This is a genomic window from Mesorhizobium sp. WSM1497 (genome assembly GCF_001672455.2).
GTDB classification, from domain to species: Bacteria; Pseudomonadota; Alphaproteobacteria; order Rhizobiales; family Rhizobiaceae; genus Mesorhizobium; species Mesorhizobium ciceri.
This window is the reverse complement of the sequence record NZ_CP021070.1, coordinates 1,111,645-1,136,362: the sequence shown is the minus strand read 5'-3', so window position 1 is coordinate 1,136,362 and position 24,718 is coordinate 1,111,645. Positions and strand designations below refer to the sequence as shown.

Sequence of the window (24,718 nt, the reverse complement as noted above, 5' to 3'; positions counted from 1 at the left end):
CATAAACCCGCCGGTCAAATTATCTGAGTCGAATTTGAGGCCGCCTGGCTCAGGCCGACTTGAAGCGCGCCATCAGTTCGGCACGGCCGGGGTCGGTCAACGTTGCCGCCGCGCCGAATTCCAGCGGCGTCAACAGGTCGGCTGCCGGATAGAGGATCGGGTTGTCGAGCACCTCCTTGGGCAGCAGCTTGTTGACGCGCGCATCGGTCGACGGCGCACCATTGGCCAAATGCTCCTTCACCGCCACCTGCGGATTCATCAGGTAGTTGAGCAGCGCGTAACCGGCGGGCTTGTTCGGCGCGTCTTTCGGAATGGCATAGAAATCGGTCCAGATCTCGCCGCCTTCCTTGCCCAGCACATAGGCGATCTCGGGAATGTCGCGATGCAGCTGCGCGCCGTCATTCGTCCAGCACATGGTCATCCACGCGTCGCCGGCGCGCATCCCCGGCTGGTAGTCGGAGGAGACCGCGAACAGATGCGGCTTGACCTTCAGCAGCAGTTCCTCCGCCTTGGCCAGTTCGTCCTGCTTGAGCGAATTGAACGAGTAGCCGTAATATTTCAGTGCATTGCCGATCGTGGTCAGCTGGTAGTCATGCACCATGGTGCGGCTGTCGCCTTCGGCCATGGCGGTGTCCCAGAACTCCTTCCAGCTCGTCATCGGCTTGGTCAGCTTCTTGGTGTTGACGGCAAAGCCGGTGGTGCCCCAGTTCTTCGGCACGGCGTAGATCGTCCCATCGATCGTGCCCTCCGAGGTGAAGCGCGGATCCTCTTGCGAGCCGTCGAAATTCGGCAGCTTCGCCATCTCCAGCGGCTCGATGATGCCGAGCTTCTTGTAGGTCGAGATCGTGTAATTGGTCGGCACGAACAGGCTCCAGCCCGAGGCCCCGGCCTGCAGCTTGGCCAGCATCTCCTCATTGGAGCCGAACACGTTGACCTCGACGGCGACGCCGGTGTCCTTCTTGAAGTTCTCGAAGGTCGCCGGGTCATGATAGTTCGGCCAGGTGGCGATCGACATGCGATCGCCAAGGCCTTCCGCGGCAAAGGCCGGTGTCGGCATGATGCCGATCTCGCGCGCCATCACCGCCGTGGCAATGCCAAGGCCAGTGAGGCCGAGGAAGTCGCGGCGGCCGATCGAGCCGCGCTTCAAACGCATCAGCTGGTCGACGAAATTCTCGGGGCTTATCGGCAGTCCGTCACGATATGATTTCGACATGTTTATCTACCCTCTGGTTGGCCCCGTTGTTCTTGGTCTCCGCAAACGCCAGCGGCGTTCCGGAGGCAAAGCCGATGGCGACGGGTTCACCCGGCTTGAAGAGATTGCCGTGACCGATCAGGTGATCGGCTTTGGCCAGCAGCGTTCCGATGCCCTTGACCTCGATCGCGTATTCCGCCGTCGAGCCCAGGAATATCCGGTTGCGGACGATGCCCTTGAATGGGCCGCTTGCCTGGGCGCCGAGACTGAGCGATTCAGGACGCAGGCTGACCGAAACGACCTCGCCCTGCTGCAGGGCGGTCCGTTTGCGCGCCGCAATGACGGTGCCGTCGGCAAGCGCCACCTCCACCAGATCGCCCGAATGCCCGGCGACAGTACCGCTCAAGAGATTGGTCTTGCCGACGAAATCGGCAACAAACAGGTCGGCCGGTTCGTCATAGATCTCGCTCGGCTGCCCGAGCTGGACGATGCGGCCGCCATTCATGACGCAGACGAAATCGCTCATCGACAGCGCTTCCTCCTGGTCGTGGGTGACCAGCACGAAGGTGATGCCGATCTCGCGCTGCAGGTTCTGCAGCTCGATCTGCATGTCGGTGCGCAGCTTCTTGTCGAGCGCCGCCAGCGGCTCATCGAGCAAGAGCACCGCCGGCTTGTTGACCAGGGCGCGGGCAAGCGCCACACGCTGCTGCTGGCCGCCCGACAGTTCGTGGATCTTGCGGCGGCCATAGCCGGCGAGCCGCACCATTTCGAGCGCCTCGCCCGCTCTTGAGGCGATCTCGCGCGAAGACAGCCTTGGCCGCGCCTGGCGCAGCCCGTAGGCGACATTGTCCTCGACATCGAGATGCGGAAACAGCGCGTATTGCTGGAACACCATGTTGACCGGCCGCCGGTAGGGCGGCGTGCCGGCCATGTCCTGGCCGCGAATGAACACCTGGCCTTCGCTCGGCTGTTCGAAGCCGCCGATCATGCGCAGGCAGGTGGTCTTGCCGCAGCCGGAGGGACCGAGCAGCGCGACAAAGGCGGAGGGCGGGACAGCGAGATCGATGCCGCTGACCGCGGTCACCGCGCCATAGCGCTTGGTGACGCCGCGAAACTCGATGTCGGGCACTGCGGTCAAGGCTGATGGCTCCAGCAACAGGGCAATATCGGAACGCTACCAGAGCCAATGGCGGCTAGTATATACCTCTCAGGTGGTATATCTGATCTATTTTCTCGTTTAAGGGGGTATGTATTGTCCCGCAGCGACGAATACAGCCGGCTCGCCACGCTCGTCGCGACGACGCGGGAGACCAGCGGCGATCTCTTTGGCCAGGCGCTGGTCGAGTGGCTGCGGCAGCACGTTAGATTCGACCACTGCGTGATCTTCGGCTATCGCGGCGCCTCGCGCCCGCCGCTGCTGTTCGAGACCTTCTCGCCCACCGAGAGCCATGTGTTCGTCGCGCTCTATCAGGAAGGGCCGTATCTGCTCGATCCGTTCCATCACGCTGCGGTCGAGCGCAAGGAAGGGTTCTGGCGCATGCGCGAGCTGGCGCCGGACCGTTTCTATGCCAGCGAGTATTTCCGCTCCTATTACAGCCAGACCAGGCTGGCCGAGGAGGTCGGCTTCTTCGTGCCGCTGCCGGGCAAGGATGCGCTGGTGTTGTCGCTGATGCGGCTGCGCGCTTCAGGCCCTTTCGGCACCGCCGATGCCAGATTGCTGCGCGACATGGCTCCCGCGGTGATCAGCTTCATCAGGTTGCGCTGGCCTGCTCTTCCGGCCGACGAAACGGCGGAAGCGAAGCAGGACGAGACGGCCGCTATGGTCAACGAATTCGACCGCGCCCATATCTGGCAGAGCCTGTCGCTGACGCCGCGCGAAAAGCATGTCGTCGACCTGGTGTTGCAGGGGCATTCGACGGAGTCGATCGCCCGCGCCATGCGCATCGTGCCGGGAACCGTGAAGGTCCATCGCCGCAACATCTACCGCAAGCTCAAGATCAAGTCGCAGGCCGGCCTGTTCGCGCGCTTCGTCGAGATCATCGATGCACGGATCCGGTAGGCTCTCTAACCGCCGGCTTCCCACGACCCGGTCTCGGCCATCCGCTTCAGCAACGGCGCCGGCTTGAACACATCCTTGCCCGTCCGTTGATGCCAGTATTCGAGCCGCTCGATGATCCTGGCCGGACCTTCAAGGCCAACCCAGAACATCGGTCCGCCCTTGCCGATGGGAAAGCCGTAGCCATTGACCCAGACGACATCGATGTCGGACGCACGGGCCGCTATGCCTTCCTCCAGGATCTTGGCGCCCTCGTTGATCAGGGGGTAAAGCGTGCGCTCTACGATTTCCTCCGCACTGATCGCACGCGGTGCGATACCGTTCTCGGCGGCCTTGTCGCGGATCAGCGCTTCAACCTCGGGATCCGGCACTGGCGTGCGCGCGCCAGCCCCATAGAGGTAAAAACCCCGGCCGGTCTTCTGGCCGAAACGTCCTTGTTCGCACAGCGTGTCGGCGATCACGGCTTTCTGGCCGCGTGCCTTGCGGTTGCGCCAGCCAATATCGAGACCGGCGAGATCGCCCATTTGGAACGGCCCCATCGGCCAGCCGAAATCGGTGAACACCTGGTCGATCTGGCTGGGCGTTGCGCCTTCCAGAAGAAGCGCTTCCGATTCCGAGCCCCGCGCGGCAAGCATGCGGTTGCCGACGAAGCCCTGGCAGACGCCGACCACGACGGCCACCTTGCCGATCCGCCTCGCCAGGTCGACTGATGTCGCCAGCGCATCGGGCGCGGTCTTCTCGGCGCGCACGATCTCCAAGAGCTTCATGACATTGGCCGGCGAAAAGAAATGCAGGCCGAGCACATCCTGCGGCCGCGAGGTCGAGGCAGCGATTTCGTTGATGTCGAGATAGGAGGTGTTGGTGGCCAGGATCGCGCCGGGCTTCGCCACGGCTTCGAGCTTGCCGAACACTTCCTTCTTGACCGCCATGTCCTCGAACACCGCCTCGACGATCAGGTCGCAGTCGGCGAGATCGGCATAGTCGGTGGAGCCCTTGAACTGGGCGAGCCGTTGCCGCTTGGCGTCTTCGCTGAGCGAACCGCGCGTGACGGACACCGAGTAGTTCCTGTCGATGGTCGCCAAGCCGCGTTGCAGGGCCTCGTGGCTGGTTTCCAGCAAAATCACGGAATAGCCGCCATTGGCGAAGGCCATGGCGATGCCGCCGCCCATCGTACCGGCGCCGATGACGCCGACGCGGGCGATCCTGCGCTTGACGACGTCTTTTCCTGGAAGCTTTGCCGCCTCACGTTCGGCGAAGAACAGATGGCGCTGCGCCCGCGATTGGTCGCTGGCGACCAGCTTGACGAACAGCGCACGCTCTGCCGCCAGTGCCGCATCGAACGGCAGCGTGACGGCATTGCGCACCGACTGCGCACAAGCGATCGGCGCCTCGAGGCCGCGCGCTTTCCTGGCAAGATCCGCAGCCCCGGCGTCGAACGCCGCGAGATCAGTCTGCTTGAGACCATCATTGCGATCGCGCACCGGCGTGAAGGGACCACCCTTGCGGGCGATTTCCCCAGCGAAGTTCACGGCATGCGTGGTCAGATCGCCTTCGAAGACGGCATCGACGAGACCGGCGGCGTGCGCCTCGGTCGCGCCGATCGGCGCACCTGAGACGATCATCTTCAACGCCTTCACCGCGCCGACAAGGCGCGGCAGCCGTACCGTGCCACCGCCACCCGGCAGCAGGCCGAGTTTGACTTCCGGCAGGCCGAGCTTGGCGCCGGCATCGGCAACACGGAAATGGCAGCCCAGCGCCAGCTCCAGCCCGCCGCCGAGCGCGGTGCCGTGGATGGCTGCGACCGTCGGCTTGGCGATGGTTTCCAGCGTCGCCACGATGGCGCGCAGTTCGGGCTGCTGCATCGGCTTGCCGAACTCGGTGATGTCGGCACCGGCGACAAAGGTCCGGCCGGCGCATGCAATGACGATGGCGGCAACCGACGCATCGTCGCGCAATTCGACCAGCGCCTGCATCAGCGGTTCGCGGACATGGAAGCTCAGCGCGTTGACCGGCGGATTGTCGATGGTGACGACGGCAACGTCGCCGTCGCGGCTGACCTTCACAAAATCGGACACGCAAACCTCCCAGCATTATTCAGCGGCCGTGGCCACGCGAACGGGATTTACAGCGCCATAACGTCGAAGGGAACCGGATGTCGGCCTGGCACAATGATTACAGGCCTTGAAGGTGTCTGGGACGACGAAGGCGGAGGCTACCGCAGCGCCTTCTGCCCGCCCGCCGCCGTGATCACCCCGACAATGATCAGCCCCGTCAGCAGCAACCGCACCCCGGCGCTCACCCCAAACGTGTTGAGCATGGTCAAAAGCAGCACCAGGAACAAAGCCGCGCCCCAGACGCCGGGGACATTGGCCTTGCCGCCGGCGACCGACGTGCCGCCGATGACGACGACGGCGATCGAGGCCAGCAGATATTCGTTGCCGATGTCGACATTGGCGCCGCGGAAATAGCCGGCGAGCAGCGCGCCGTCGATGCCGCCGAGCGCGCCCGACAGCGTGTAGGTGAGGAAGCGGATGCGGCCGACATTGACGCCGGCCAGCCACGCCGCGCGAATGTTCTGGCCGATCGCCAGCACCGAGCGGCCATAGATCATACGCTGCAGCGCGATGGCCGCGCCGACGGTGAACAATACCGTGAGGATCGCCAGCACCGGAATGCCCAGCACCTGCCAGTTGGCGAAATCGGCGAAGCCCGGCGGCGGCTTGATCTGCAGCCCGCGGCCATAGCTGATGTCGATCGACTGGATGATGAAGCTGGCCGATAGCGTGGCGATGATCGGCGGGATGCGCAGCGCCCAGATCAGCAGGTAGTTGGCGGCGCCGATCGCCGCCCCGCAGGCAAGTGCCGCCAAAAGCCCGACCGCGATCATGGAATCGTTGCCGTCCATCACCTTCATCGCGACGGCGCTGGCAAGGCCGATATTGGCCGGCAGCGACAGGTCGACATTGCCTGGTCCCAGCGTGATGACGAACATCTGGCCGACGCCGACAATGACGGTGAATACCGCCAGCGAAAGGGCTGCCGTCACCATGCCACCCCCGCCATAGCCGCCGGTGAAGGCGATCGTCGCCAGCCACACCAGCAGCGCGCCGAGGAACGACCAGACCCAGGGTTTGGTAAGCAGCGATCTCACCGATGTCATCGCTCACCTCTCCTTGCGGCTGATCAGCACGCGCGCCGCCAGCACGATGATCAGGATGGCGCCGTTGGCGGCCACCTGCCAGTCGGGCGGGATGTGCATGAAGGTGAGCAGCGGCGAGGCGGCCAGCGCCAGCGTCAGCGCGCCGATCACCGCACCGATCGGCGACACCCGGCCGCCGACGAATTCGCCGCCGCCGAGGATTACGCCGGCGATCGCCAGCAGCGTGTAGCCATTGCCGATATTGGCATCGGCCGAGGTGGTGATGCCGATCAGCGCCATGCCGGACAGCACGCCGAACAGGCCGGCGAGCGCAAACAGCACGATCTTGGTTCGGAGCAGCGACCAGCCGGCGCGACCGAGTGCCGCCGGATTGCCGCCCGAGCCGCGCAGGATCACGCCATAGGAGGTGCGCATCAGGCCGAAATGGACGATGAGGCCGATCAGCAGCGCCGCAATGATCGGGAACGGCACAAAAGGCGGCTTGAACGCCATCAGCCCGAGCAGCCAGTCCGGCGCCTTGCCGCCCGGCTTGGGCAGCACGAGAATGGCCAGCCCCTGCCAGACGAAGCTCATGCCGAGCGTCACCACGATCGACGGCAAATTGCGCAGATGGATCAGCGCCCCGAGCAGCGCATAGATGCCGATCGATCCGAGCAGGATGGCGGCGCCGAGCAGCGGCGCGTCCTTCAGCCAGGTCGCGGTGACACAGCCGACGAAGCCGACGAAAGTGCCGATCGACAGGTCGAGCTCGTTTCCGGCAATGACGAACATCTGCGCGATCGTCGCCAGCGCGATCGGGATCGCCAGGTTCAGCATCAGGCTGAAGCCGAAATAGCTGATGGCGCGCGGGTTGAGCCAGGCGATGGCGAGCAGCACCAGCGCCAGCGACAGCGCCGGCAGCAGTCCTCGCAGCAGGCGGGCGCGGGCCAGCGCGCCACGCTCGGCGGAAGTCCTGGCAGCGGTGTCGAGGCTGGCGGCCGTCATCTCAGGCCGCATCGCCGAAGGAGGACTGGATGATCTTCTCTTCGGTCAACTCGTCGCGACGCAGATTGGCGACGATGCGGCCGTTCTTGAAGACATAGATGTGGTCGCAATTGTCGAGCTCTTCGGTTTCCGTGGTGTACCAGAGGAAGGTACGGCCTCGGGCAGCCTCCTCGCGCACGAGGTCGTAGACCTCCAGCTTGGTGCCGATGTCGACGCCGCGCATCGGGTCGTCCATCAGCACGATCTGTGCATCCGAGCCGAGCGCACGCGCAAACAGCGCCTTCTGCTGGTTGCCGCCCGATAGCGAGAAAATGTTGTTGTTCATATCAGGCGTACGGATGCCGATCTTCTTCTGCCAGAATGCAGCAAGCTCGGCCTCACGCTGCGGCGAGATCAGCAGCCCGCTGCGCAGCCGCGCCAGCGAGCGGATGCCGATGTTCTCAGCAATCGACCATTGCGGAAAGATGCCGTCCGACTGGCGGTCGCCAGCCACCAGCGCCACCGGCGCTGTCACCTCGATGCCGGCCCGGGCGCGCGATGCCCCGCTAAAGATCGCCAGCAGCAGGTCTGTCTGGCCATGTCCGGCAAGCCCGGCAAGGCCGATGATCTCGCCGGCGCATGCGACAAGATCGGTGCCGTCCTTTTGCGCGGCGGGCCGCGCCCGGACCCTCAGCGGACTGGCGGCGGGCTTGGCGGCAGCGATTTGCGCCGCGATCTTCTGGCGCGCCTCCGCGCCGCCCATCGCCGTCACCAGCCGGTCGCGGTCGAATGCATCCGCCGCATCGGCGACAACCACCTTGCCGTCGCGCATCACCACGATGCGGTCGGCGTTGCGCAGCACCTCGCCCAGCACATGCGAGATCAGGATGCAGCTTTTGCCGCCGGCGACGAAGCGGCGCACGAAGGCCAGCAACTGGCCCGCCGTATGCGCGTCGAGCGACGATGTCGGCTCGTCGAGGATGACGAGGTCGAGACGATCCTGCGTGACGGTGAAGGCGCGGGCCACTTCGACCATCTGGCGACGGCCGATCGACAGGTCGCCGACAATGTCCGACGCCGAGATGCTGTGGCCCGGAAAGATCTCGTCGAGCTTGGCGGCGATCAGCTCGGCCGCCTTGCGCCGCCAGCCGAAGCCACGCAGCGAAGCGTGGTTGATGCGTGTGTTCTCGGCGACGCTGAGATTGGGGCACAGCGACAGCTCCTGGAACACGCAGCGTATGCCGAGCTGCTGCGCCCGCGACACCGAGTAGTTGTCCTCGGTGTCGCCATGCACGCCGATCTGCCCGCTGTCGGGCACCAGCGTGCCCGCCACCATGTGCATCAGCGTCGATTTGCCGGCGCCATTGTGGCCGACGAGCCCGACGCATTCGCCGGGTCCGACGTGAAAATCCACGCCACCCAGCGCGCGAACGGCGCCGAAATGCTTTTCGGCGCCGTTCAGTCTGATGATGTCAGCGTTACCCCTGGGCATGCTCAACGATACTCGCTTGGCGATACGGACGGCAACGCTTGGCCGACATTCACTTGATGTTGGCTTTGATGGCCGCGATCGCGTCTTCCTGCGTGTATTCGTGGCTGGCGACGCCGCCCTTGGGGATCTTTGGCAGCTCGGCCTCGAAATCGTCCTGCGTGAAGGCCAGATACGGCACCAGCAGGTCGTGCGGAATATCGGTGCGGCCGTCGAGCACCTGCTGCGCCACCCAGAAGGCGAGCGATGACACGCCGGGCGCGATCGATGCCGACCAGGTCTGGTAGCCGTCCTTGTCCTTCTGCTCCTTCCACCACTGCAACTCGTCCTGGCGGTTGCCCATGATGATGGTTGGGCGCGGCTTGCCGGCGGCGGCGAAGGCCTGTGCGGCGCCGTAACCGTCGCCGCCCTGGTCGACGACGCCGACGATGTCGGGCAGCGACGGCAGGATGGTCGCCACCGCCTTTTGCGCCGTCGTCTGGTCCCAGTCGCCGGTCACCGAACCGACGATCTTGAACTCGGGATGGGCGGCGACGCCTTCGAGGATGCCGGCATGGATGGCATCATCGATCGAGGTGCCGGCAAGGCCGCGGATTTCAAGCAGATTGCCGCCCTTGGGCTGGAACTTGGCCATCTGCTCGACTTCCTGCTTGCCCATGTCCTTGAAGTCGACGACGACGCGGTAGGCGCAAGGCTCGGTCACGGTGCCATCGAAGGAGACGACGGTGATGCCGGCATCGCAGGCCTGCTTGATGGCGCCGTTGAGCGCATCCGGCGAGGCAGCGTTGATGACGATCGCGTCATAGCCCTGCAGGATCAGGTTCTGCACCTGCGCCGCTTGCGTCGGCACCTCCTTGTCGGCGGTGGTGAAGATGTCGGCCGCGCCGACCACTTTGTCGGCGACCGCCTTCTTGGTGACGATGCCATAGCTGTCGAGCATCGCCTGCCGCCAGGAATTGCCGGCATAATTGTTGGAAAAAGCAATCTTCTTGCCACTGGTGTCGGCCAGCGCCGTGCCCGAAGCGAGCATTGCCGCCAGAGCGCCCAGAACGAACAGTTTCTTCATGTCGTTATCCTCCCAGATGTGTTGACTGCTGCATTCCCACCGGCTTTGACCCCGGCCTCACTCCCAACTCTGATTTGAGCACGGATTGTCGCGAGCTCAAAACAGTCTCAATCCCGGCACGCGCACCCTGAGCCGGTACAGCGACGTCGACGCGGCAATGTAGAGGCTTTGCAAATCGTCGTCGCCGAAGGTGAAATTCGCGCAATCTTCGGGCGTCCGGATGACGCCAAGAATGGTGCCCGACGCGTCGAAAATGTGGATGCCGCCGGGTCCGGTGCAGTAAAGATTGCCGCGGCTGTCGATCTTCATGCCGTCGGGCGCTCCCGGCCCCTCGCCCTCGGTTACTGCCCACACCGCGCCGCCATTGAGGTCGCCATTGGCTTCGACGCCGAACACCCTGATGTGCCCGCGTTCGGTGTCGTTAATGAACAGCCGCGACTCGTCCAGCGAAAAGCACAGCCCGTTCGGCTGCCCGAAATCGTCGGCCAGCAATGTCAGCCGGGCGCCGTCGCCATCGATGCGGTAGACGCCCTGGAACGGCAGCTCCTGCGGGCGTGGCACGCCATAGAACTCCCTCCGGCCATAGCCCGGATCGGTGAAGTAGATCGATCCGCCGGTGGCAACGACGATATCGTTCGGGCTGTTGAGCTGCTTGCCCTGATGATGCGTGGCCATCACGGTCACGCTGCCGTTGGGCTCGGCGCGGGTCACGCGGCTTGTTGCGTGCTCGCAGGTGACCAGCCGCCCCTGGCGGTCCAGCGTGTTGCCATTGGCCTTGTGGCTCGGCTCGCGGAACAGCTCGATCTCGCCCTCGGCACTGCGGCGATACATCCGGCTTTCCGGAATGTCGGAGAAGACCAGCCATTTCTCATAGGGATGCCAGACCGGCCCTTCGAGGAAGCCGAAGCCGCTCGCCAGCGTTTCGATCGGCGCATCGCCGACGACATCGTCGAAACCGGAATGACGCGCACGCGCCGGCACCGACATCATCGGCTCCCGGCGCGAACAGCCGTGCTACTCCGCATGGTGACGAATGGCATGAGCGCTTCCCGATACAGTCTTCTTGTTGGGGCAGAGCGTAGGCGCGGTCCCGACGAGCCGATACGGGTCAAAGCGCACGGGCGACTGTGCATTTGCACAGTCGCCCGTGCCTATCGAGCGTAGAATACCGGCGACGTCAGATCAGGGCCGGCGAACACTTCGCAAAAGCGCGGTCAAGGTTGCGCTCGCGCACGCCACCGCCACGAGCACGACAACGCCGGCAGAGTTGGATTTTTGCCCTGCGCGAAATGAGCCGTGCTGCGCGGGCAGAGGGCTGTGAACCAACCTCTTCAGATCGGACCGGCTGCCGTGGCGAACGGAATAGGCGCGCGTGAACTCGGCGCCGAGGAGGAAAATCTCCGACGAGTAGTAAACCCAGAGCAAAATCACGAGCAGTCCGCCGGCGGCGCCATACGACGACGCAATCGCGCTGGTGCCGATATACCAGCCGATAAGCGATTTTCCCAATGTGAACAGGGCCGCGGTTCCGACAGCGCCAATTGCCACATCGCGCCATTCCAGGGTTCGATCGGGCAAAACCTTGTAAATGGCGGCAAACATCACGGCGATAAGCACAAACGAAACGACGCCGTTGATCCCGCTGAGTATGATCGTTCCGAACGGCAGATGGGCGTTGATGAAAGCGCCCAGTGCCGAAATCGCGGCGCTTGCGATGAGAGAGACCAGCAACAGGAACCCGAGTGCGGCCACCAACCCCAGACTGGCGGCCCGTGCCCTCACCAGACGCGACAGGGAATTGCCTTGCGGTTCGATCTTCCAGATTGTGTTCAACGACTGCTGCATTTCGCCGAAGACGCCAGACGCGGCTACCAGCAAGGTGACCAGCCCTATGATCGCGGCCCAGGTGCCGTACAGCCTGCCGGATGCACTTTCCAGCGCAGTCTTGAGGAGATCGGCGCTTTCCGGTCCCATCAGCCCTGATATCTGCGCGGACAAGGCCAATTGTGCGGCATCGTGGCCGAAGACGAGACCAGCAATCGCAACCACGATCAGCAAGATCGGCGCCAGCGAGGTGGCGGCATAAAAGGCCATCGCCGCACCATGGCTGAGCGCATTGTCGTCGATGAAACCGACGACGCTTTCGCGCACCAGGTGCCATGAATCTGCAAATGAGGGTCGCACTTCGGATCCGCAGGCGTTGAGTTGGCGTTCACTAGCAATGCGCCGGACCTTCCGATGTTCCGGCTTGTGGCCGCCGCTGTTTCAGTGCTCCGCCAGCCAGGCGTCGAGCCGGTCCTGTTCGCGGCGCAGTGCGTCGATGTTGATCAGGCCGCGCGCCATGGCGAGATAGATCGCCCGCGTCCGCGAGTTGAACACGGAAGCATCGCCGGTGCCGTCCTCCGCCGGCACGATGCCGAGCTTGTCGTAGCAGTGCTTGATGCGGCTCTGCGCACCACGGATCGACAGGCCGCGACGTGCCGCGATCGCCCGGTCGGTCAGGCCGAGCGCGATGTCGATCAGGCTTTCATATTCGCCGTCGGTGATGCCCTCGAACTTGTCCTGAACGCGATGCTGGATGCCGCGGATCTCGCGGTCGATGATGCAGTGGCCTTCGCGGAAAACCCCGCGCAGGGCGGACCGCATGCCTTCCTCCGTTGCCGATTTCAGCACATAACCGTAGACAGAGCCGGGCGGGACGATGCGCGCCACGCCGCGCACATAGGCTTCGTCGGCGAAATTCGACCAGAACAGGATGTGCGTGCCGGCGCGGCGGTTCCAGATCGCCCTGGCAACTTCGATTCCCGTCGCCTTCGGCATCTGCAAATCGAGCACGACATGCAGTGGCTCCCGCTCAGTCGCCAGGTTGATGGCGTCCTCGCCGTCGCTCGCTTCGATCACCTCGACGTCACCGGGCCACAATTGCTCCACCGTCCGCCGCGCGAAGCTACGGTGCAGCCCGTCATTCTCGGCGATCATCACAAGCATCACATGGCCTCCGATACGGCGAGTTCGCCAGGCATTGTTGCAGCCGCCGCCAGTTCCCGTAATGGCTGGCGGTCGATCTCGACGACGACACGGGTGCCGCCGTTCTTGCGGCCGGCCTGGCCGATGCGCAGCCGCGCCCCGATAAGGGCTGCCCGCGTGTGCATATGGCCGATGCCGCCATACGCGGCCGGGTCAACGGCGCCGCAGCCCTGGCCGTCATCCGTGACGATCACCCGCAGCACGCTCGCGGTCGACGCCAGCAGCACGTCGATGCGGTGCGGCGCGGCATGGCGAACGGCATTGTTGATCGCTTCCTGCACGATCCGGTAGAGCGCCGTCCGCACTGGCTCCGACAGGCTGTCGGCGCCGCCGTCGCTGGTGTCGGCGATGCGCACGGCGATCGGCGGCTTGGCCCTGGCGACGCTGCGGTTGAGATGCGCCTCGACCGCATCGCGCAGGCCGAACAGTTCAAGCACGCTCGGCCGCATGTCGTCGACGATGTGGCGCAGTTCCGTCAGGCAGCCGGCGACCTCCTTTTCGAGATCGGCAAGCTGTGCTGCCCGCGCCACGCCCTGGCCGCGAAGGGCCGAGAGCTGGCGCGCGATCCGGGCGAGATCGGCAAGCGTCTGGTCGTGCAGGTCCATGGCCATGCGCCGGCGTTCGCGCTCCATGCCTTCGGTCAATTGCGAGGCGCCGACGCGCAGCAGCTCGACGCGGTTTCGCGCCTCGCTCTCGGCCAGCATGGCGCGGCGCGCCTCCTCGGTCTGGATCAGCGCGAAGATGTAGGGCGCGATCAGGTCGGCGCATTGTTGGGCGACCGCGACGTCGGCAAGCGTGTAGCAGTCGACCTCGTGCCGGCTGATGTTGAGCGCGCCGATGATGCCGCCGCGCGCCCTGAGCGGCACGACGATGCGGCTGCGCAGCCTGGCGGCGAAGATCGGACCATCGATAGCGGTGGCGAAATGGAACCGCTCGTCGCTCAGCGCGTCGTCGGCGAGCAGATAGGGGACTTCGCCCCACAGCACCGAGCGGATCGGGCTGACTTCGGTCGGCAGCGGATGCTGGGCAAGCTCGCTCCAGCTGGTGTGGAAGCCGGCTTCGTAACAGGCGTGCCGGCGCCCATCATGCGACAGCACCGCCAGATCCATGTGGTCGTGCGGGATGAGCGAGCCGATCTCGATGGCTGTCGCGCGGAACGCCGTGCCGGGATCGATATGGCCGGCAAGCGCCCGCGATATCGCCAGCAGCCGGTCGATCAGGACCAGGGACACTTCCGCCATTGCTTTCACGATCCTCCCGTGCCGGGAAATAGTGGACGCATGCCGCCGCCGCTGTCAACGACGGTGCCTTTGGTCATAGGAATTTTTTCTTGACTCGGTGAGCTCAGCTATGGTACATTTTCGTCCATGGTGCTGATTTGCGCCGGTGACCCGCCGCACTGGCGGGTTTTTCATTTGCTGCTCCGTCAGCGCAGACGAAAGCTCCGAAGAAACCCGTTAGCCCTAGTTCGTTGCCCTGCCGTCGGCGCCGATCAACTTGCGGTGCAATGATTGTAAAGGGTTCGCGTCATGGTCTAGGGAGGAGGCCAGGAGACCGAAACAGAATGCCAGTGACGCCAAACGTTGCTCCGGGCGCCCCGGGAATTCCGGCGCGCTGGACGTCAAGCGCCAAGAGCGGCGTCGGAACGTCGCTTTCGCCGGCCGGCCGGATCTGGTTCACGATCAGCCACGGCATCCTCAACGAAATCTACTATTCGCGCGTCGACAGTGCCTGCACCCGCGACCTCGGCCTGATCGTCACCGGCGCCGCCGGCTATTTCTCGGAAGAGAAGCGCGCTGCCACGCACAGCATCGAACCGTTCGAGAACGGCGTACCCGCCTACCGGCTGGTCAACACGGCGAACGACGGCGCCTGGCGGATCGAAAAGCGCATCCTCGCCGATCCGGCGCGCCCGGCGCTGCTGCAGGAAATCACCTTCACGGCGCTGAGGGGCGTCGCTGACGATTATCGCGTCTACGCGCTTCTGGCGCCGCATCTGGTCAATGCCGGCATGGGCAACACCGCCTGGGTCGGCGAGCACGAAGGAAAGCCCGTGCTGTTCGCCTCGGGGCGCGGGTCCTGCCTGGCGCTGGTCTCGTCGCTGCCCTGGCGGACCGGTTCGGCCGGCTATGTCGGTTTTTCCGACGGTTGGCAGCAACTGCACAACACAGGTGAGCTCGATGCTGCATACCAGCGGGCCGAGGACGGCAATGTCGCGCTGACCGGCGAGATCGGCTTTTCCGCGGCCAGGACCAAGGCTTTGCTGGCGCTGGGATTTGGCGCGACGCCCGAGGAGGCCGCGGAACATGCTTTCGCCAGCCTGAAGCAGGGTTTTGAACCCGCGGCGAAATCCTACCTCCAGAACTGGCGCAACTGGCAAAAGGGCCTGCTGCCGCTCGACGGGCACGCGGTGCCCGGGACCAACTTCTATCGCGTCTCGACGGCGGTACTGGCGACGCACCGGTCGATCGCCACACCGGGCGCCGCGGTCGCCAGCCTGTCGATCCCGTGGGGCTTCGACAAGGGCGACGACGACCTCGGCGGCTACCATCTGGTCTGGCCGCGCGATCTGGTCGAGACGGCCGGCGGCTTTCTTGCTGCCGGCGACGCCGCCTCGGCGTTGCAAATCCTCGACTATCTCGGCTCCATCCAGCAGCCGGACGGCCACTGGCCGCAGAACGCCTGGCTCGACGGATCGGCCTATTGGCCCGGCATCCAGATGGACGAATGCGCCTTTCCGCTTCTGCTGGCCGAAGCTTTGCACCGCGCCGGCCATTTGCCGCACGCCAGGCTCGCAGTCTTTCTGCCGATGATCGAGCGCGCCGCCGGCTTCGTCGTGCGCAACGGGCCGGTCACCGGCGAGGACCGCTGGGAAGAGGATGCCGGCTACAGCCCGTTCACGCTCGCCGTCGAAATCGCCGCACTGCTTGCCGCAGCCGACCTGCTCGACGCCTGTGGCAAGCCGGACGCGGCGACCTATCTGCGCGAGACATCAGACGTCTGGAACGACCAGGTCGAGCGCTGGACCTACGTCACCGGCACGGCGATCTGCGGTCAAGTCGGCGTCGAAGGCTACTATGTCCGCATAGCACCACCCGACAGCGCCTCGGCCGGTTCGCCGAAGGACGGCTATGTCCCGATCAAGAACCGGCCGCCCGGCGACACCAACCGGCCGGCCGAGCAAATCGTCAGTCCGGATGCGCTTGCACTTGTCCGCTTCGGTCTGCGGGCGGCCGACGACCCGCGCATGACAGACACGGTCAAGGTCATCGACGCGCAATTGCGCTGCGATCTGCCGCAAGGGCCGCTCTGGTACCGCTACAACGGCGACGGCTATGGCGAGCATGAAGATGGCGCACCTTTCGACGGCAGCGGCCAAGGTCGCCCCTGGCCGCTGCTGGCCGGCGAACGCGCCCACTATGAGCTGGCGGCCGGGCGCAGGGAAAAGGCAGCCAGCCTGCTGGCAGCGCTGGAAGGCTCGGCCGGACCGGGCGGCCTGTTGCCGGAGCAGGTCTGGGACGGCGCCGATATGCCGGAGCGCGAACTGCTGCACGGCCGCCCCTCGGGCAGCGCCATGCCGCTGGTCTGGGCGCATTCGGAGCATATCAAGCTGTTGCGCTCGCTGCGCGACGGCGCGGTCTTCGACATGCCCCCGCAAGGCGTCAAGCGCTATATCGAGGACAAGACCGTATCGCCGTTCAGGACATGGCGGTTCAACAACAAGATCCGCACGGTCCCGGCCGGCAAGACGTTGCGCGTCGAACTGTTGGCCCCGGCTACAGTCCATTGGAGCACCGACAACTGGGCGACCGCCCACGACAGCCAGACGGTGGAGAACGATTTCGGCATCCATCTTGCCGATCTGCCCGTGGCAAGCCTTCCCAAGGGAAGCACGCTGACCTTCACTTTTTTCTGGCCCGGGGCCGGCGATTGGGAGAATGTCGACTTCTCCGTCATCTCAGGCGACCAGGACAGCCAGCAGACCTTCCCTCGATAACCCCGCAAATCTCCTAGAAAACAGGGACGAAACCATGCAGATCGGAATGATGGGACTGGGCCGGATGGGCGCCAACATGGTCCGGCGCCTGATGCGCGACGGCCACGAATGCGTCGTCTACGACATCAACCCGGCCAGCGTCGCGGCCCTGGTGACCGACGGCGCGGCAGGGGCGGCCTCGATGGAAGAATTCATCGGCAAGCTGGCCAAGCCGCGCTGTGTGTGGCTGATGCTGCCGGCGGCGATCACCGGCAGGATCATCGACCAGGTGGCGGCCCTGATGGAGCCCGGCGACATCGTCATCGACGGCGGCAATTCCTATTATCACGACGCCGTCGACCAGGCCGCGAAACTGGCCGGCAAGGGCATCCATCTTGTCGATGTCGGCACCAGCGGCGGCGTCTGGGGCCTGGAGCGTGGCTACTGCCTGATGATCGGCGGTCCCGACGTGGCGGTGCAGCACCTCGATTCGATCTTCGCCACGCTGGCACCGGGCGCCGATGCCGGCTCCAATCCGTCCAGGGATGCCGGGACCGCGCCCTTCGGCTACCTGCATTGCGGACCGAGCGGCGCCGGCCACTTCGTCAAGATGGTGCACAACGGCATCGAGTATGGCGTCATGGCCGCCTATGCCGAAGGCATGAACATCCTGAAATCGGCCAATGCAGGCAAGCGGCAACGGACGGCGGACGCCGAGACCAGCCCGCTGGAAAACCCGCAATACTATCAGTTCGACATCGACCTTCCCCAGGTGGCCGAGGTCTGGCGGCATGGCAGCGTTATCGGCTCCTGGCTGCTCGACCTGACGGCCGGCGCCTTGAAAAGCGATCCGGGCCTGGTGAATTTCGGCGGCCGCGTTTCGGATTCCGGCGAAGGCCGCTGGACGCTGAAGGCGGCGATCGACACCGGCGTGCCGGCTCCGGTGCTGTCCTCGGCGCTGTTCGACCGCTTCTCCTCGCAGGGCGAATCCGAATTCGCCGACAAGCTGCTCTCCGCCATGCGCTATGCCTTTGGCGGCCATGTCGAGAAGCCGAAGGCCGGCAAGTGAGGACAGCGGGGGAGACACGCGCATGAGCCAGGAACGGTCCGACACGCTGGTGCTCTTCGGGGCCACCGGCGACCTCGCCCACAAGAAGATATTTCCAGCCCTTTACCAGATGGTCGCCAAGGGCACGCTTACCGAACCGGTGATCGGCGTCGCCTTCGATGCCTGGGACCTCAAGCAATTGCAGGCGCGCGCGCGTGACGGCATCGTCAATGCGCTCGGCAAGATCGACGAAAAAGCCTTCGCCAAATTTGCCTCGCTGCTGCGCTACGTCAGCGGCGACTACCGTGACGGAGCGACGTTCGAGAAACTGAAGAGCGCGCTCGGCACCGCACAGCGACCGCTGCATTACATGGCGGTGCCGCCGACCATGTTCGAGACCGTCGTCCAGGGGCTGGAGCAGTCGGGCACGGCGCATGGCGCGCGGCTGATGGTGGAAAAGCCCTTCGGTCACGATCTGCAATCGGCGCGCTGGCTGAACCGGGTCCTGCATCTGGTGTTCGACGAGCAGTCGATCTTCCGCATCGACCACTACCTGGGCAAGGAAGCGATCCAGAACCTGCTCTATTTCCGCTTCGCCAATTCCCTCCTCGAGCCGATCTGGAACCGCAATTACGTCGAGAGCGTGCAGATCACCATGGCCGAGGATTTCGGCGTCGAGGGACGTGGCCGCTTCTATGACGATGTCGGCTGCATCAGGGACGTCATCGAGAACCATCTGCTCAACATCCTGTTGCTGCTTGCCATGGAGCCGCCTGTCGGCCGCTCCGCCGACGATCTGATCGACGAGAAGGTGCAGGTGCTGCGCGCGATCAGGACGCTGACCAAAGACGATGTCGTGCGCGGCCAGTTCACCGGCTATCTCACTGAACCCGGCGTGGCGCCGAACTCGCCCGTCGAGACCTTCGCGGCGGTGCGTTTCTTCGTCGACACCTGGCGCTGGCAGGACGTGCCGTTTTTCATCCGCGCCGGCAAGAACATGCCGGTGCATGTCACCGAAGTGGTGGTGCGGCTGAAGCGGCCGCCGCTCGATGTCTTCGATCCGATCAAGCCCGCCGACCAGAACTACGTCCGCTTCCGCATCGACCCACAGGTGGTGATCGCCATCGGAGCACAGCGCAAGGCGCCGGGCGACGACATGATCGGCGAGCAGGTCGAACTGACGGCGCTCGACGACTCGAAGGGCGACATGCCGCCCTATGAGCGCTTGATAGGCGACGCCATGAACGGCAACGGCCAGCTGTTCACCCGCCAGGACGCCAGCGAACTGGCCTGGCGCATCGTCGGCCCGGTGCTTGGCGACACCACGCCGCCGCACCTCTACGAGCCGCTGACATGGGGACCGGCGGACGTCATGGCCGGGTTCGGACCACCCAATGGCTGGATCGATCCGGTGAAGTGAGAGGAACCACGCGATGGCCAAGGCAGTGAAGCAACCAGCATCGGGCACCGAGACGCCGGATACTGAGAAGATCGTGCTCACGATCGACATCGGCGGCTCGCACGTCAAGATCCTCACCAGCGCCGGCGGCGCGGAGCGCCGCGCCGATTCGGGGCCGGGGCTGACGCCGCAACAGATGATCGATACCGTGAAGAAGCTCGCCGAAGGCCTGTCCTACGACGTCGTCTCGATGGGCTATCCCGGTCCGGTCAACCACAACAGGCCGCTCGCCGACCCCGCCAATCTCGGCAAGGGCTGGGCTGGATTCGACTTTGCGGGCGCGTTCGGCAAACCGGTGAAAGTGGTCAATGACGCGCTGATGCAGGCCATCGGCAGCTACGAGGGCGGGCGCATGCTGTTCCTCGGGCTCGGCACCGGGCTCGGTGCGGCGATGATTGCCGACAACGTCGCCCAACCGATGGAACTCGCGCATCTGCCCTACAAGAAGGGCAAGAGCTTCGAGGATTATGTCGGCGAACGCGGCCTGGAAAAGCGCGGCAAGAAGAAATGGCGCAAATACGTCTTCGACGTCGTCGACCGGCTCCGTGCCGCCATGCAGCCTGACTATGTCGTCATTGGCGGCGGCAACGTCGACAAGCTCGATGAATTGCCCGCCGACTCCAGGCGCGGCGACAACACACGCGCCTTCGAAGGCGGGTTTCGTTTGTGGCGCGACAAGGCGCTGATAGTCTGATACTGTTATTGTTTAATATAGTTGTTCAAAATAACGTGTGACCTGCCATCAAGTCGTTGCAATACGCAGATTTGCCGACTAGGAATTCCGCGCTACAACAACGCCAATTCGTCCCGTGGACGCACGAAGGACGCCATAGCATTTTGATTTCGCGCATGATCCTTTCCGGAAGTCGAATCCGATTTTCAGGTCATTCGCTGTAGACGGAGAAATAGAGTGACCGACGATAGCAACAGTGCCCGTAAAGACATCGATCTGCTCGAGCTGACCGCCCACATCGTGTCCGCTTACGTCGAGAAGAACCGCTTGCCTGCCTCCGGCCTGGCCGACCTCATCGCCAGCGTCAGCGCGTCGATAAGCGGGCTCGGCAAGCCTGCGGTCCCGGTGGCTGCCCCGCTGGTCCCGGCGGTCAATCCCAAGAAGTCGGTGACGCCCGATTTCATCATCTGCCTCGAAGACGGCAAGAAGTTCAAATCGCTGAAGCGTCACATCGGTGTGCATTTCGGCCTGACGCCGGACGCCTATCGCGCCAAATGGGGCTTGCCGTCGGACTATCCGATGGTCGCTCCCAACTACGCGGCCTCGCGTTCGCTGCTGGCGAAGTCGATCGGCCTCGGCCGCAAGGCCGCCCCCGTCAAGGCGCCCGCCAAGGGCAGGAAGGCCAAGGCCTCGGCCTGAACATTCAGTCCTGAGCCAACAGTTAGGACGACTGGAACAGAAGCCTGCCGGCGAATCCGCCTTGGCAGGCTTCATGTTCTTATGGCTTGGATGGACCGGACGGGTTCCTAGAGCAATTCCAGGAAAAGTGTGAAACGGTTTTCCGTCCGGAATTGCGTAAAAACAAGGAGTTAGAGCGGGTCGCCGTTTCCGTGAAACGGTGAACTGCTCTTGGGGAGTGAGCCATGAACTACACCAGGATGGTGATCGAGAAAGAGGCGCCGGAAGAATACGGCTACGACCGTATCCGCTTCAATCTTTCCGAAAGCTCGATCGCCGACCAGAAGCTCTCCGACATCGGCCTGTCGCTGCCCGATCTCACGCTTTTCTATGGCGAGCATCGCGGCGACAAGCAATTGCGTGCACTGATATCGGCGCAGAATGCGGGCATTTCGCCGGATGATGTGCTGGTCACCGCCGGTGCCGCCGGCGCACTGTTCATCATCTCGACCTCGCTTTTGTCGGCCAACGACCATCTCGTCGTCATCAGGCCCAACTACGCCACCAACATCGAAACCCCAAGGGCGATCGGCTGCGCCATCAGCTTTGTCGACCTGGCATTCGAGGAAGGCTTCGCCATCGATGTCGAACGCGTCAAGGCCGCGATTCGGCCGGACACGAAGCTGATCAGCGTCACCTGCCCGCACAACCCGACCGGCACGATGATGAGCCGAGCCGAGCTCGATGCGCTGGTGGCGCTTGCCGAGGCTCGCGGCTGCCATCTGCTGGTCGACGAGACCTATCGCGACCTCTCCTACGGCAGGCGGCTGCCGACGGCTGCCTCGCTCAGCCCGAAGGCGATCAGCGTCTCGTCATTGTCCAAGGCCTTCGGCATTCCCGGCATCCGCATCGGCTGGCTGATCACCAAGGATGCGGTGCTTCAGGAAAAATTCCTCGCCGCAAAGGAGCAGATCGGCATCTGCGGCAGCGTCATCGACGAAGGCATTGCCCGCGGCATGCTCGAGCGCCGGGACGCCTTCCTGGCGACACTGCTGCCCGAAATGGCCAAGCGCCGCGACATCGTCCAGGCCTGGATCGACCGCGAACCGCTGATCGACTGGATCAGGCCCGAAGGCGGTGTCGTCGGCTTCCCGCGCCTCGATGTCGAACCCGGCTTCGACCTCGACCGGTTCTATGCGAACCTGCTGGAGAACCATGGAACCTATGTCGGACCCGGCCACTGGTTCGAGATGGAAAAACGCTTCTTCCGCGTCGGCTTTGGCTGGCCGACGGAAGCCGAATTGCGCGGCGGCCTCGACGCCATCTCCGTCGCGCTGCGGCAGTAACTTCCGCGTGCCGGCGATGGAACGGGCTGAAAATTCCTTGATCCAGCACTGATTTTGACGCATATCCGCGGCGAACTGAGCTAAAAGTTCCGCCAGCCGGACCAGCGCCCATCGTGGAAGTGCCCCGCCAGCTGACGCCACTGCAATGGGGCCTCTTAAATCATGACCGCCGAACAGATATCACCGGACCAGCGCTATGCCGCGTTCCGCCACCGCTCCTTCCTGAGTTATTGGGCGGCGCGTTTCCTCACCACATTCGCCACCATGATCGTGTCCGTCGCGGTCGGCTGGCAGATGTACGATTTGACCCGCGACCCGCTCGATCTCGGCCTGGTCGGCATCGTCCAGTTCCTGCCGTCGCTGCTTCTGGTGCTGGTCACCGGTGTCGTCGCCGACCGCTTCGGCCGCCGCCTGATCATGGCGCTGGCGGTCGTGGTGGAGGCGATGTGCGCGCTGGCGCTGCTGTTCCTGGCGCTGCGCGGCATCAGCGGGCCGCTGCCGATCTTCTGCGTGCTTGCCATGTTCGGCGTCGCCCGCGCCTTCTTCGGTCCGGCCTCCGCGTCATTGTTCGCCAATCTGGTGCCGCCTCAGGATTTCGCCAACGCCATCGCCTGGAATTCATCGGCCTGGCAGACGGCGACCATCGTCGGACCCGTCGCCGGCGGCCTGCTCTACGGCGTGTCGCCGGAAGCGGCCTACGGAACCGCCGCTGTCCTGATGCTTGTGTCCGGGCTGCTGATCTTCACCATCCCGAAGCCGTCGCAGCGCACCGAGTCGGACAAGCCGACGATGCAGCACCTGCTCGGCGGGTTCAGCTATATCTGGAGCGAGAAGATCGTGCTCGGCGCCATCTCGCTCGATCTGTTCGCCGTGCTCCTGTCCGGCGCCTCGGCGCTGCTGCCGGTCTATGCGCGCGACATCCTCCAGCTCGGCCCGTGGGGCCTCGGCCTGCTGCGCTCGGCGCCAAGCATCGGCGCCATTTGCGTCGCCATCTGGCTGGCCGGGCATCCACTTCGCAACCACGCGGGCATGATCATGCTGGCCGCCGCAGCCTCGTTCGGCGCCTTCACCGTGGTTTTCGGCCTGTCGACCATCACCTGGCTGTCGATCGTGGCATTGGTCTTCCTTGGCGCCACCGATATGTTCAGCGTCTACATCAGGGAGACGCTGATCCAGCTGTGGACGCCCGACGAGGTGCGCGGCCGCGTGAACGCCGTCAACCAGGTCTTTGTCGGCGCCTCCAACGAGGTCGGCGAATTCCGGGCCGGCACGATGGCCGCGCTGATCGGCACGGTGCCGGCCGTGGTGATCGGCGGCATCGGCGCCATCGCCGTCGCGGGCCTGTGGGTGGTGCTGTTCCCGCAACTGCGCAAGGTGCGCCACCTCAACGGGCGCAACTGATCTTCCCACGGTTGACAGCCGACATGCCTAGCCCATGCCACAGGAGCTCTCATGATCACTTGCTACCTGAAATACGTCATCGACCCCTACAAGCTTGCCGAGTTCGAAGATTATGGTCGCCGCTGGATAGCTCTGGTCAACCGCCTCGGCGGAAACCATCACGGCTATTTCCTTCCAAGCGAAGGGGCGAGCAACATCGCCTATGCCATGTTCAGCTTCCCGAGCCTTGCCGACTACGAGGACTATCGCAAACGGATGGCTGCCGACCCGGAATGCCAGGAAGTGTTCGAAATGGAAAAACGCAATCGCAGCATTCTCAGCTACGAGCGCAGCTTCCTGCGGCCGGTGCTCGAACCTTAATGCATGTCGCCCAAAAGTGGCCCCGGTTTTGGGAGAACGACATGCATGAAGACAAAGACCTAAAGCGGGTCGCCTGAAATCCGTTCAGACGACGGTTTAGCTATCTGCTCGGCTTGCCGAAGACCATCCGCAAAAACTCGTCCAGCCAGCGCTTGAGATGCATGTCCCAGATCAGCCGGCCGCCGAGATGATCGCGGCCGGGCTGGGCACCGGGCAATTCGAAGCGATGCGCGCCGCGCACCACCCAGCGCTGCATCATCACCCTGGTCAGTTCGCCATGGAACTGGATGCCCCAGGCATTGTCGCCGTAGCGGAAGGCCTGGTTGGGATAGGTTTCGGCCGTCGCCAGCAGCGTCGCGTCCCTGGGCAGCGAAAAACCCTCGCGGTGGAACTGGTAGACCATCTCCGGCCAGTGCATGAGTTGCTTGCCGGCTTCGGTCGCCTTCAGGGGATACCAGCCAACCTCGACCAGCCCTTCACCATGACCCTCGACCTTGCCGCCGAGACAGTTGACCAGCATCTGCGCGCCGAGACAGATGCCGAGACATGGCCGGTTCTCCCTCAGCGGTATTTCCAGCCAGTTGGTCTCGCGACGAACGAACTCGTCGTCGTCATTGGCGCTCATCGGGCCGCCGAACACCACCGTGCCGGCGTGGTCGTCCAGTGTTTCGGGCAAGGCGTCGCCAAGCGGCGGCCGGCGGATGTCGAGATCGAAACCTTCTTCCAGCAACATGTGGCCGACACGTCCCGGGCTCGAACTCTCCTGATGCAGCACGATCAGGATCTTTGGCTTCGAACTCGTCTGGCGTGGCATGGGAAGGCGA

21 protein-coding genes are annotated in these 24,718 nt (G+C 64.3%); 9 read left to right on the top strand and 12 right to left on the bottom strand.

What is annotated here, in order from left to right; genetic code table 11:
• Positions 1–49: 49 nt before the first annotated feature.
• Both A9K65_RS05555 and A9K65_RS05550 read right to left on the bottom strand, forming a co-directional pair.
• Positions 50–1,213, bottom strand: a complete 1,164-nt coding sequence (locus A9K65_RS05555; RefSeq protein ID WP_063173327.1) for a spermidine/putrescine ABC transporter substrate-binding protein — start codon at positions 1,211–1,213, stop codon at positions 50–52.
• On the bottom strand, positions 1,194–2,330 hold the full coding sequence (locus tag A9K65_RS05550) for an ABC transporter ATP-binding protein (protein ID WP_013528932.1): 1,137 nt from the start codon (positions 2,328–2,330) through the stop codon (positions 1,194–1,196). The genes A9K65_RS05555 and A9K65_RS05550 overlap by 20 nt, the downstream gene beginning before the upstream one ends.
• Before the next feature lie 114 nt (positions 2,331–2,444).
• On the opposite strand from A9K65_RS05550, the gene A9K65_RS05545 reads away from it, so the two are divergent.
• Positions 2,445–3,251 carry a LuxR C-terminal-related transcriptional regulator gene (locus A9K65_RS05545; RefSeq protein ID WP_024504754.1) on the top strand — a complete coding sequence of 269 codons (807 nt, stop codon included), beginning with the start codon at positions 2,445–2,447 and terminating at the stop codon, positions 3,249–3,251.
• Between the two features lie 5 nt (positions 3,252–3,256).
• Here the strand turns inward: A9K65_RS05545 and A9K65_RS05540 are convergent, their stop codons facing one another.
• The 9 genes from A9K65_RS05540 to A9K65_RS05500 all read right to left on the bottom strand — a co-directional run bounded on the left by A9K65_RS05540 (position 3,257) and on the right by A9K65_RS05500 (position 14,194).
• Positions 3,257–5,323, bottom strand: a complete 2,067-nt coding sequence (locus A9K65_RS05540; protein WP_064992593.1) for a 3-hydroxyacyl-CoA dehydrogenase NAD-binding domain-containing protein — start codon at positions 5,321–5,323, stop codon at positions 3,257–3,259.
• Positions 5,324–5,460: 137 nt separating this feature from the next.
• Positions 5,461–6,408: an ABC transporter permease gene (locus tag A9K65_RS05535; RefSeq protein WP_064992594.1), complete on the bottom strand. Its 948-nt coding sequence runs from the start codon at positions 6,406–6,408 to the stop codon at positions 5,461–5,463.
• Positions 6,409–6,411: 3 nt separating this feature from the next.
• Entirely contained in the window at positions 6,412–7,392 is a 981-nt protein-coding gene (locus A9K65_RS05530; protein ID WP_064992595.1) for an ABC transporter permease, read from the bottom strand.
• 1 nt (position 7,393) lies between these two features.
• On the bottom strand, positions 7,394–8,863 hold the full coding sequence (locus tag A9K65_RS05525; protein WP_064992596.1) for a sugar ABC transporter ATP-binding protein: 1,470 nt from the start codon (positions 8,861–8,863) through the stop codon (positions 7,394–7,396).
• 49 nt (positions 8,864–8,912) lie between these two features.
• Positions 8,913–9,926, bottom strand: a complete 1,014-nt coding sequence (locus A9K65_RS05520; protein WP_013528926.1) for an ABC transporter substrate-binding protein — start codon at positions 9,924–9,926, stop codon at positions 8,913–8,915.
• Between the two features lie 96 nt (positions 9,927–10,022).
• On the bottom strand, positions 10,023–10,913 hold the full coding sequence (locus tag A9K65_RS05515) for an SMP-30/gluconolactonase/LRE family protein (RefSeq protein ID WP_064993001.1): 891 nt from the start codon (positions 10,911–10,913) through the stop codon (positions 10,023–10,025).
• 195 nt (positions 10,914–11,108) lie between these two features.
• Complete coding sequence (locus A9K65_RS05510) at positions 11,109–12,077, bottom strand: YihY/virulence factor BrkB family protein (protein WP_245321986.1); 969 nt, start codon at positions 12,075–12,077, stop codon at positions 11,109–11,111.
• A gap of 114 nt (positions 12,078–12,191) precedes the next feature.
• Positions 12,192–12,914 carry a response regulator transcription factor gene (locus tag A9K65_RS05505; RefSeq protein WP_027163049.1) on the bottom strand — a complete coding sequence of 241 codons (723 nt, stop codon included), beginning with the start codon at positions 12,912–12,914 and terminating at the stop codon, positions 12,192–12,194.
• Positions 12,914–14,194 (bottom strand): histidine kinase, encoded by a 1,281-nt coding sequence (locus A9K65_RS05500; RefSeq protein WP_064992598.1) that lies wholly within the window; start codon positions 14,192–14,194, stop codon positions 12,914–12,916. The genes A9K65_RS05505 and A9K65_RS05500 overlap by 1 nt, the downstream gene beginning before the upstream one ends.
• 323 nt (positions 14,195–14,517) lie before the next feature.
• Here A9K65_RS05500 and A9K65_RS05495 point away from each other — a divergent pair, with 323 nt between their 5' ends.
• The 8 genes from A9K65_RS05495 to A9K65_RS05460 all read left to right on the top strand — a co-directional run bounded on the left by A9K65_RS05495 (position 14,518) and on the right by A9K65_RS05460 (position 23,894).
• On the top strand, positions 14,518–16,950 hold the full coding sequence (locus A9K65_RS05495; RefSeq protein ID WP_064992599.1) for a glucan 1,4-alpha-glucosidase: 2,433 nt from the start codon (positions 14,518–14,520) through the stop codon (positions 16,948–16,950).
• Positions 16,951–16,984: 34 nt separating this feature from the next.
• Complete coding sequence (gene gnd, locus A9K65_RS05490) at positions 16,985–17,998, top strand: phosphogluconate dehydrogenase (NAD(+)-dependent, decarboxylating) (RefSeq protein ID WP_013528920.1); 1,014 nt, start codon at positions 16,985–16,987, stop codon at positions 17,996–17,998.
• Positions 17,999–18,020: 22 nt separating this feature from the next.
• Complete coding sequence (gene zwf, locus A9K65_RS05485) at positions 18,021–19,397, top strand: glucose-6-phosphate dehydrogenase (RefSeq protein ID WP_063169510.1); 1,377 nt, start codon at positions 18,021–18,023, stop codon at positions 19,395–19,397.
• A gap of 13 nt (positions 19,398–19,410) precedes the next feature.
• Complete coding sequence (locus tag A9K65_RS05480; protein WP_063169511.1) at positions 19,411–20,130, top strand: ROK family protein; 720 nt, start codon at positions 19,411–19,413, stop codon at positions 20,128–20,130.
• Between the two features lie 216 nt (positions 20,131–20,346).
• Positions 20,347–20,808 carry a MucR family transcriptional regulator gene (locus A9K65_RS05475; protein ID WP_013528917.1) on the top strand — a complete coding sequence of 154 codons (462 nt, stop codon included), beginning with the start codon at positions 20,347–20,349 and terminating at the stop codon, positions 20,806–20,808.
• A 224-nt stretch (positions 20,809–21,032) separates the two neighbouring features.
• Positions 21,033–22,133, top strand: a complete 1,101-nt coding sequence (locus tag A9K65_RS05470) for a pyridoxal phosphate-dependent aminotransferase (protein WP_024503035.1) — start codon at positions 21,033–21,035, stop codon at positions 22,131–22,133.
• 162 nt (positions 22,134–22,295) lie between these two features.
• The gene (locus A9K65_RS05465; protein ID WP_013528915.1) at positions 22,296–23,534 is read left to right on the top strand and encodes an MFS transporter; all 1,239 of its coding nucleotides are present in this window, start codon (positions 22,296–22,298) and stop codon (positions 23,532–23,534) included.
• Between the two features lie 51 nt (positions 23,535–23,585).
• Entirely contained in the window at positions 23,586–23,894 is a 309-nt protein-coding gene (locus tag A9K65_RS05460; RefSeq protein WP_024503037.1) for an NIPSNAP family protein, read from the top strand.
• Positions 23,895–23,994: 100 nt separating this feature from the next.
• Here the strand turns inward: A9K65_RS05460 and A9K65_RS05450 are convergent, their stop codons facing one another.
• The gene (locus A9K65_RS05450) at positions 23,995–24,708 is read right to left on the bottom strand and encodes a glutamine amidotransferase (RefSeq protein WP_027163054.1); all 714 of its coding nucleotides are present in this window, start codon (positions 24,706–24,708) and stop codon (positions 23,995–23,997) included.
• Between the last annotated feature and the right edge of the window lie 10 nt (positions 24,709–24,718).